Origin of the sequence: Aquabacterium sp. (assembly GCF_036279675.1) — a bacterium.
Taxonomy (GTDB): Bacteria; Pseudomonadota; Gammaproteobacteria; order Burkholderiales; family Burkholderiaceae_C; genus Aquabacterium.
Genome location: NZ_DASUIS010000086.1, coordinates 18113 through 28709, shown reverse-complemented (window position 1 = coordinate 28709; position 10597 = coordinate 18113). Strand labels below are relative to the sequence as shown.

The window sequence follows — 10597 nt, the reverse complement described above, 5'->3', positions numbered from 1 at the left end:
CGCCTACTGCGGGAACCGCTTTCACCTCGACGACCTGACGCGCGAGCACATCGTGCCCACCTCGCGCGGCGGGCAGGACAGCTGGACGAACTGCATCACCGCGTGTCGCAGTTGCAACGGCCGCAAGGGCAACCGCACCCTCCACGAGCTGGCGTGGTCCCTGTACTACCTGCCTTATGTGCCCAGCCTGCACGAAGACATGATCCTGCGCGGACGGCGCATCGTGGCCGACCAGATGGAGTTCTTGCTGGCCAGCGTCCCTGCCCACAGCCGGCTGCGCTGCTGAAGGCGCCCAAGGGACCAGACGAAAAAAGCGGGGCATGGTGCCCCGCTCTGACATCCGGCCTGTACGACCGGTGTGAACGCCCTCAAACCCAGCTGCTGGCGATCACCTTGGTGATGGTGGCGGGTGTATTGCTCGGCAAAGTTGTCTGCCCCTGGGCCGGCGGCGCGAAACTGGCCATCGCAGTGACCAAGCCCTGTACCTTGCTGGCACTCAGACTCTTGCCGTCACCCGCCGTGATCTTCTCGACGTAGTTGGACGAGCCCAGGTACCAATCCTTGATGGTGACCTGATCCTTGGTGCCGATCACCGTCACATCCAGGTTGTTGCCGCTTCGGCTGAACCACAACTGGTTGGATTTGGCACCAGCGATCTTGAGCAGATCGCTGTTGAACCAGGTGCTGTCGTTGTCAACGATGGTGTCGTGGCCATCACCAGCAGCAAACAGGTAGGTGTCATTGCCCTTGCTGCCATTGAGCAGGTCATCGCCCTTGCCGCCAGCCAGCGTGTCATTGCCCGCCAGGCCGTTGAGCGTGTCATTGCCGGCGCCGCCAAGGAGGTTGTCCTTGCCGGTGGTGCCGGTGAGCGTCACGTTCTCCACCTTGGTGGCCGAGGCCATGATCTCGGCGCCCGTCACCACGCTGCCATCGGCAAAGGTGAGCTTCAGCCCGTCCCACGATCCCGCACCGTCCAGCGTGATCGAGTCCGTGCCGCCCAGCCCCAGCACCACTGCACCGGCCGTGGTGGCGCCCAGCTTGCCGATCTTCAGGTTGCTGGCTGCGATGCCCGAGCCCAGCGAAATCGTGGTCTGGTTGCTGGCATGGACCAGGTCCTTGCCGTCCGCCGCGTTGAAGATGACGGTATCGATGCCCGTCCCGCAGGTCAGGGTGTCATTGCCCGCGCCGCCAAGCAGCGTGTCATCGCCCCCACCGCCAAGCAGCACATCGTTGCCGACGCCGCCGTCCAGATTGTCATTGCCTTGGTTGCCAATGAGCGAATCATTGCCCTGCCCGCCAACCAGGTAAGTCCCGAAGATGACGTCGGGGGAGAAAGAGCCTCCCAGCGAAATGCCTGACACCGTTGCCCACAGCGTGTCGTTGCCGTTGCTGCCCAGATTGGCAATCGCCCGGGCATTGAGGGCTGCCGCCGTGATCACCGACCCGTCCGCAAGTTGAACGCTCGCCAAGTCGGCCATGGGGTTCGACGTTGAGCCAAAGCTGCGCAGCGAGACGCCACCGCTGCCATCCTTGAGCACCAGATCGACCAATTGCCCATTGCTTTCAGGGTAGGCCATAGACACCACGACAAAGTCATTGGCCGTGATGCCCGCACCCAACTTCACCACATCGCCAGCGCCATCGCCGTAATTGGTCACGAAGTCGTAGCCATCACCCCTGGCGTAGAGGTAGGTGTCCTTGCCGGTGCCGCCATACAGCGCATCGCAACCAGCTCCACCGCTCACGGTGTCATCACCAGCGTCGCCCGTGATGAAGTCATTGCCTTGTCCACCGTCAATGCGGTCATTCAAAACGGTGCCGCCAATATTGTCGTCACCTGACGTAGCAGACAAGGCTGCCTGGTAGATGCCGTTGATGTCGAGCGAGGTGCCGTCGTTGAACTGGATGGCCGCAATGGTGGTCTGCGACAGGCTGGCGCCAAAGATGTCGTCGATCAGGGCAATGGTCTGGCCATAGTACTCATCGGGTCGGACCAGTTCCAGCGAGGTACCACTCATGCGCAACTGAATTTCGGCGCGCGCGTAGTCCACAGACACCACGTCACCGGCATCGCCCATGAGGTCGTCCATCACGTGGGCAGAGCGTGCGCTCTTGTTGATGACGAAGGTATCCCTGCCAGAACCGCCAATGAGCGTGTCCCAATAGCCGTCTGACACCAGGGTGTCATTACCGCTGCCACCGTCGAGCTGGTTGCCGTCGGTACCGCCATACAGGATGTCATCGCCACCAAGGCCGCTCAAGGTGTCTCGCCCGCCCTGGCCGGACAGGGTGTCGGCCTGTGCGGTGCCGGTGATCAGATCGTCAAACTGAGAGCCGGCCATTTGCGCCAACCGGATGTCGGCGGCGGACATGGCCGACCCATCGTCAAAGGCAATGCTGTGGATGGGCGCCGCATCGCTGGCCGAGAAGGCGGACAGGCTGTACACATCGCGCCCGTTTTGCAGGATGTGGACACTTCCCAAGCCGGAAAATGCCAGGTCGCCGCGCTGTATGCCCCCGCGAAGTTGAAGCACATCCACGCTGCCGTAGACGACGTCCGCACCGTCACCACGCCAGGCCACCACGGTGTTGTGGGAGCCGTCGGCTGCCGTCAAGGTGTCATTGCCCTGACCGCCCTCCATGACGTTCTGGGCAAGACCACCCAGAAAGCGATCGTCACGGAAGCTGCCATAGAAGGCCTGATCACCGGCAGGCGGCAAGCTGCCTGACTGCCCCGCCAGGATCCTGGCTGCCACCTCACGACCTGTCAGGGTGCTGCCGTCGGCAAACTCGATGATCGGCAAGGTGCTGTTGAGGGCATTGAATTGCCCGGTCGTCAGAATCAATCGATCGTTCGTGCCGTTGACCAGAATCTGGAAGCCCGATTCATAGGGCTGACTGAAGGACTGGAAAGTCACGTCCTTGGTTGTCAACACGATGCGGTCTGAGTAAGCCGGCTGGGAGGCATCGCTGCTGAAAGCATGCAGCATGTCCTGGCCATCACCCTTGCCAAACACATAGCGGTCGCTGCCTTCGCTCAACAGATACGCGTCATTGCCAGACGTGCTGTGCAGGGCAAGCCGGCGCAGGTCGTCCAGCCCCAGCACCGTGCCATCGTCAAACACCAGTTTCAAGCGCTCATTGGGCAAGGGCGTCAACGTGGGGCCGTTCGACTGCACCCCGTTCACACCCGTGATCAGCAGGCCACCGAGGCCGCCGAACTTGACGCTCAGGCTCTGGAGAGTGCCGGACACCGAGGTCACCGCCACATCCTCGGCGCGCACGGGGCCGCTGACACGCACCACGTCATGATCGCCCGGCAGCCCGCCAGACAGATCCAGGCTGTCGAAGTTGCCCGTGGACGTCAACAGGATGGTGTCATTGCCAGCCGTATCCGAGATGTAGTTGACGCCCGCCGTGCCGACCAGCGTGTCAGCTCCGGCCGTCCCGGTCATGGAGAAATTGCTGGCCTGTGTGGATGTGACCGATCCAGCCTGCCCCGCCAGCACCTGCGCGCGCGTGACACTGCTGCCGTCTGCAAACTGAATGCGCGAAGCGGATGCCTCGTTGAGGAAGACGTTGACCCGGAAGTAGTCTTTCACCAGCAGGGTGTCGCCGGTGGTGGCCTGCAGGATGATCAAGCCGTCATTCTCATCGCGGTAGAAGCGCACATCACTGCGATTGATGCCGTCCTTGAAACGGATGACCGTGTCCGCGCTGTTGAGATCGCAACTCAGCACGTCCTGACCGAATGCGGCGCCATATTCGAAGGTGCCCACCGAAGCTGTGACCGTGTCATTGTTACGGCCACCATCGACCACGGCTGTGCTGCCTGAGGTCACGGTGATCGTGTCTCGCCCATCGCCGCCCAGCAGGGTGTCACGCCCCCCGTTGCCCTCGATGATGTCGTCGCCCGCGCCACCAGACAGGGTTTCGTCACCCGCCAGGCCTTGCAGCCTGTCACGCCCATCCGTGCTCACCTGGGCAAATTGTCTGAACAGATCGGCGTAAGACAGACTGGATCCGTCGGCAAACAGAATCTGATCCACCCCCATCCCGGCAAGCTTGTTCGACTGATCGAAGGACTGCACGCGGATGCTGCTGCCATCGGCCTGAGCGATCACGAGATCGCCTCCATCGCGATAGATCGACACCGAAGCTGCATTGGCCGAGTTCTGGAGCTCAATCACCGTGCCCACAGCTGCCGGGTCGAAAAAGGCCGCCCCCTGTATGGTGTCCTGGCCTGAATGAGCACCAACTCGAAACACGTTGTGCCCGGCGCCGCCGATGAGCACATCGTTGCCCGCACCAGACACCAGGGTGTCATTGCCCAAGCCGCCATCGAGCCGATGGTCGAAGGCATCACCCGTGATGAGGTCATCGCCTGCGCTGCCGTACTGGCTGTACCAGGCATTCTGTGGCTGCATCAGCATGTCATGCACCTGGCCGGGCGACCAGACCGTGCCATCTGCAAACTCGATCTGGATCAGGCCGCGCAGTGCATCGTGCGGCGCATTGAAATCGGAAATGACGATGCTGTCGGCGCTGTGTTTGACACGCAGTTCCCACACAACGTAGAGGCCCTGTTCGTGTCGCGAGTCGGTGAACAAAGGAGGCGTGTCCTCGCGCATGACCAGCTGGATATCATCAGGCGCCAGCCCCGCCCCCAGGCGAATGATGTAAGGCCCCGCCGACGGGTTGGTACTTCCGCCGTAAGGCGGGGTGTAGGCAGGCTGATCGGCGACTATGCTGTCCTGACCAAAGCCTGGATTGAAAACCAGCACCTTGGTTGGGGTACCCGATTGATAGGCTGAAACGTCGAATACCTCGTTACTCGACGTGGAAACCGTGACAACTGGATCGTTGGCCATTTGAAAACTCCCGTTTGATTGAATGGTTCTTGACGTAGGCATACCAGGCTGTTGAATCGATGCCTGTTATATGCAATGAGAACCATACCCGGGTGCTCTGCCGGGGGCGCACAAGGTAATCCCTCGGCGCCCCCATCAAGGGGTTACTGACGTTATCAAAACCCCACGTTCATGGCTTGTCCTTTCGGACACAGCCTCATACCCAGTTTGCCGCGATGACACCGCCAAGCTTCTGGTTGTAGCTGGCCGACAGCGTGGTCTGCCCCATTGGCGGCGGCGACATCGATGCCATGGCGTTGACCAGTTGCTGAACGTTGTTGGCACTCAAGGTCTTGCCACCGGCGGTGATGGTTTCGACGCGGTAGACCGCTCCCTGGTACCACAGGCCAACGCGCACGCTGTCCGTCGTGCCGATCACGCTGATGAGCAGGTCATTCGAAGAGCGCGTGAACCACAGCTGGTTGGCGCTGATGTTGCCCTGCATCAGCAACTTGTCGCTGTTGCCCGCGGTGGTGTCGGACTCGAGAATGACATCGGCACCCTCGCCGCGCGAGAAGTAGTAGCTGTCGTTGCCCGTGCCACCCACCAGGGTGTCGTTGCCAGCGCCACCATAGAACTGATCGGCACCTTCATAGCCGGACAGGCTGTCATTGCCGCCCAAGCCCCACAAGGTGTTGTTCTGCGCGTTGCCCTTGATGTAGTTCTTCGCCCCGTTGCCGACAGCCTTGTAGACACTGCCGGCACCCATGGTCAGGCGCTCGACGTTGTCGGCCATGATGACGCCGTCCACATTGGCGAGGATCTGATCATCGCCATCCGGCGCCAGCTCGACGATGACGTCGCCCAGATCATCCACGACATAGGCGTCGTTGCCCGCACCACCGACCAGGGTGTCGGCCCCCTTGCCGCCGTCCAGCAGATCGTTGCCCTGGTCACCGTTCAGGTAGTCGCGCCCATCCAGGCCTTGCAAGGCGTCGTCCCCCAGACCGCCGTCCAGGCCGTCAGCGCCATTGGTGCCCGTCAGCGTGTCGGCACTGCTTTGCAGCTTGCGATTGACATCGGCACCCGCCCACTGGAAGCCGTCTGCAAACTGGATCAGCATGCGATCGGTTTGAGGCACATTCAGATACCCGGCAATACGAACCTGATCAGCGGTATTGCGCACCTGCAGCAACAGGTCGGCGCCTTGTGCACTGGCCACCAGATCTGCCATTGAAATGCCGTAACCCAGGCGCAGCACATCGGCATGGTCGGGCGTGTAGCCAGGATCGGCCACCACCGTATCCGAGCCGTCACCACGCCCGAACAGATAGGTGTCGGATCCGGCTTCGCCACTCAACTGGTCATTGCCACTGTCGCCGTACAAGGTGTCCTGGCCATCGCCGCCCAACAGGGTGTCGTCGCCTGCTCCGCCATCGAGCACATCGTCGCCTCGCTGGCCGTACAGCATGTCATTGCCGGGGTTCAGCTTGCGCACCACGGTCTCGTCATCCCACTGGCGGCCATCACTGAAGCTCACCACGGCACGGTCGCCGGGCATGCCATTGAAGTACCCCACCAAGCGCATCTGGTCCAGCGAGCCTGTGAGCTTGAGCAGCAGATCGCTGCCGTCGGCCTGCAGGTCCACGTCCACCGCCGTGATGCGGTCGCCGAGCTTCAAGGTATCCGGGCCGTCGGCCGACGAGTTGCTGGCCGCCATCAGGGAATCGCTGCCATCGCCTCGCCCAAAGTAGAAGGTGTCGGCGCCATACAGGCCATCCAGCCAGTCGTTGCCGGCATCGCCATACAGGCGGTCGTCGCCGTTGGAGCCCAGCAGGCTGTCATTGCCCTGGCTGCCCACCACGGTCAGGTTGAGTGGATCGCTTTGAACCGAGACGCCCGACGCCAACAACAAGCGGTCCACCGACATGCCATCCCACACGGCGCCATCGGCGAACTCGATGTTCAGCCGCGACATGGGGCCCGCGTCGAAGTAGGACAGCAAGCGCACGCTGTCATCGGACCCCTTGCGTTGCAGCACCAGGTCCGCCCCTTGCTGGCTGAGGTCAAGATCAGCCATGCCGATGCCTTGGCCCAGCAGCAAGCGATCATGTGCCATGCCGAACCAGGGATCCGGCTTGGCCACGATGGTGTCCTGGCCATCACCCTTGCCGAAGAGATAGGTGTCCGCACCTGGGCCGCCGTCCATGAAATCCTGACCGGCGTCGCCGTACAAGGTGTCGTTGCCGTCCTGCCCCTGGATCACGTCATCGCCCGCACCACCATCCAGTGCGTCGTCCATCGGCGAGCCTTGCAGGTCATCACCGGCCCCCTGCAACTTGCGGTCCATGGCGAAGCCGTCCCAATAGCTGCCGTCGGCAAAGTCGATGCGGGTGCGATCGATGCCGTATTGCCCGAAGTAATTGCTGATGAGCACGCTGTCACTGCTGCCATCGATGCTCAGCAGCAGGTCATTGGCTTGAGCGGTCACCGTGACATTGCTCATGTCGATGCCCGTGCCCAGGCGCAGCCTGTCGACGCGACCGATGCCATCGGACCAGCCGGCCATCACCGTGTCCTGCCCGTCGCCACGGCCAAACAGATAGGTATCGGCACCCACGCCACCATCCATGAAGTCCCGGCCTGCATCACCATACAGGGTGTCGTCGCCTTCCTGACCGAAGAGCGCATCGTCACCACCACCGCCCTCCAGGTTCTCGTCGGCCCGGTTGCCCCAGGCACTGAACCCCCCGTTGTTGATCTTGCGATCGATGACGAGCGCGTCCCAAACGGCACCACTGGCAAAGGTGATTTCCGGCCGGACCATGGGGCTCATGTTGAAGTAATCGGTGAGGCGCAGGCTGTCGCGGGTATCGCGCACGCGCAGCACAAGATCGCCGCCCTCCTGCGCCAGCAGCACGTCCGTCACGCTGATGTCTGCCGCCAGTTGCACCCGATCGTCACTGGCATCCTGCCCGTACATCATGACGCGATCCTGGCCATCGCCCTTGCCGAACAGGAAGGTGTCGGCGCCCAGGCCCCCATCCATCATGTCAGCACCAGCGTCACCATAAATGGTGTCATCTCCACTGCTGCCAACCAGGATGTCCTGGCCCGCACCGCCCATCAGAACATCGCCCCAGGGCGTGCCCATCAGATCGTCATCACTGACAGACAGTTTGCCCTGCACGGCCCGGGCATCCCATACGCCGCCATCGGCAAAGCGAATGCGCGTGGCCAGATCTGGCGACATGCTGAAATAGCCGGTGAGCCGAACGGAGTCTGCGGACCCACGTACGGTGAGCAGCAGATCACCGCCCACCTGCAGGGCGTCCACATCGGCCATGGCGATGCCTTGGCCAAACTGCAAGGTGTCCACCTGGCTTCCGCCAGGCCATGCAGACCAGGGCACGATCACATCCTGGCCATCTCCGCGACCAAACAGATAGGTGTCGGCACCCGCGCCCCCATCGAGCAGATCCTGCCCCGCATCACCGTACAAGGTGTCGTCGCCGTCCTGGCCCAACAACTGATCATCACCTGCGCCGCCATCCAGTGCATCGGCCTGCGGCGAACCCTGCAGATAGTCACCGTTGAATTGCAGCTTGCGGTCGATGGCTGCAGCATCCCAGTAACTACCGTCAGCAAATTCGATGCGCGTGCGCTCGCTGCCATAGGTGTAGAAATAGTTGGCAAGGCGCACGCTGTCACTGCGGCCATCAAGGCGCAAGACCAGATCCGCGCCTTCCGCCCAGACGCTGACATTGCTCATGTCAATGCCCGAACCGAAGCGCAAACGATCATATTGGCCGAAGCCGGAAGGGCTGCCCGCGAACACCGTGTCCTGACCGTCCCCCAGGCCGAACAGGAAGGTATCGGCGCCTGTGCCACCCTCCAAGACATCGCGGCCGCCGTCGCCATACAGCGTGTCATTGCCTTCGTTGCCGGACAGGTAGTCGTCGCCACCTCCGCCTTCGAGGTTGTTGTCAGCCTGGTCACCCATGAGGCCCGTGCCCCAGGCAGCCATCTTGCGATCGATCACCATGGCATCCCAAGTGGCACCACTGGCAAAGGCCACAGTCGGCTTGTCCATCGGGCTCATGTTGAAGTAGCCCATCAGGCGAACGCTGTCGCGGGTGTCACGCACACGCAGCACCAGATCACTCGCGTCCTGCCAGGCCTCGACATCGGTCACTGCGATGTCGGCTGAAAACAGCAGACGGTCCGCGCCCGAGTCGCTGCCGTAGATGAAGATGCTGTCCTGCCCGTCGCCGCGACCGAACAGGTAGGTGTCGGCACCCAGGCCACCGTCCATGGTGTCGGGGCCAGCATCGCCATACAAGGTGTCGTCACCCTCTTCGCCCATCAGCGTGTCTCGGCCTGCGCCGCCGATGAGCACATTGTTGTCCGTCGTGCCATCGACGAAATCGTCCATGGCAGACAACTTGCCCTGCACCGCCTGCGCATCCCATTGCCCACCGTCGGCAAAACGGATGCGCAGGGCCTCGAAAGGCGCCAGGCTGAAGTAACCCGAAATGAGCACGCTGTCAGAAGTGCCACGGATGTTCAGGCTCAGATCGCCGCCTTGCTGTACCAGATCCACGTCGGCCATGGAGATGCCCTGGCCCAGTTGCAGAACGTCAGGCAAACCCATTTCGCCACCGCCCGGAGCAGCGACGACCGTGTCCTGGCCATCACCCAGCCCGAACAGATAGGTATCGGCGCCGAAGCCACCGTCCAGCATGTCCCGCCCGGTGTCACCGTACAAGGTGTCGCGCCCATCCAAGCCCACGATCACGTCGTCACCGGCTCCGCCGTCCAGCGCATCGTTTTGCAACGTGCCTTGCAGAAAGTCGCCATTGACCTGCAGCTTGCGGTCAATGGCGGCGCCGTCCCAATAACTGCCATCGGCGAACTCGATGCGCGCTCGATCCTGGCCATAGAAATTGAAGTAGTTGGCAATGCGCAAGCTGTCCGAACGGCCGTCCAGGCGCAGCAGCAGATCGGGGCCTTCGGCCACCACGCTGACACTGCTCATGTCGATGCCGGTGCCCAGCAACACGCGGTCAGACTGCCCCGGCCCGTCGGGCCAACCTGCCACCACGGTGTCCTGACCGTCGCCTCGGCCGAAGAGGTAGGTATCCGCCCCGGCGCCACCATCCATCAGGTCCTGCCCGGCGTCGCCATACAGGGTGTCTCGGCCGCCCTCGCCAAACAGCACATCATCGCCAAGGCCGCCTTCGAGCCTGTCATCGGCATCGGAACCAAACTGGTCGAAGCCCCAATCCTGCGTCTTGAAGTCCACCACCAGGGCATCCCAGACGCCCCCATCGGCGAACACGATCTGAGGGCGATCAGCCCAGGGCTGCTCGTAATAGCCTGCCAGGCGCACACTGTCCTGGCTGTCGCGCAGTTTGACGATCAGATCCGCACCATCAGCCAGCAGGTCGACGTCACTGGCCTGGATGCCGCCACTCAAGGCCAGGCGATCACCCAGTGCGTCTGGTCCGTAGACAAAGACGGTGTCCTGCCCGTCGCCACGCCCGAACAGGTAGGTATCGGCGCCGCTGCCACCATCGAGCATGTCCTTGCCGGTGTTGCCTGCGAGCGTGTCCTCACCCTGGCCTCCAACCAGCGTATCTCGCCCGGCGCCACCCTCGATGTGATCCGGCCCATCCGACCCATTGATGAAATCGTCGAATGGGCTGCCCGTGATGATGTTGCTGTCGGCCATGCGCCGCTCCCTT

The 10597-nt window shown here is 62.4% G+C and carries 3 protein-coding genes; 1 reads left to right on the top strand and 2 read right to left on the bottom strand.

The window, feature by feature from the left end; genetic code table 11:
• Positions 1–286: HNH endonuclease (locus VFW93_RS10700; protein ID WP_329693986.1), on the top strand; the 286-nt coding region annotated here is incomplete at its 5' end.
• Between the two features lie 82 nt (positions 287–368).
• On the opposite strand, the gene VFW93_RS10695 is transcribed toward VFW93_RS10700, so the two are convergent.
• Together VFW93_RS10695 and VFW93_RS10690 are read right to left on the bottom strand one after the other, a co-directional pair.
• A complete protein-coding gene (locus VFW93_RS10695) occupies positions 369–4871 on the bottom strand; it encodes a beta strand repeat-containing protein (RefSeq protein WP_329693985.1) in 4503 nt (1500 codons plus the stop codon).
• A gap of 196 nt (positions 4872–5067) precedes the next feature.
• Complete coding sequence (locus tag VFW93_RS10690) at positions 5068–10584, bottom strand: calcium-binding protein (protein ID WP_329693984.1); 5517 nt, start codon at positions 10582–10584, stop codon at positions 5068–5070.
• Positions 10585–10597: the final 13 nt, after the last annotated feature.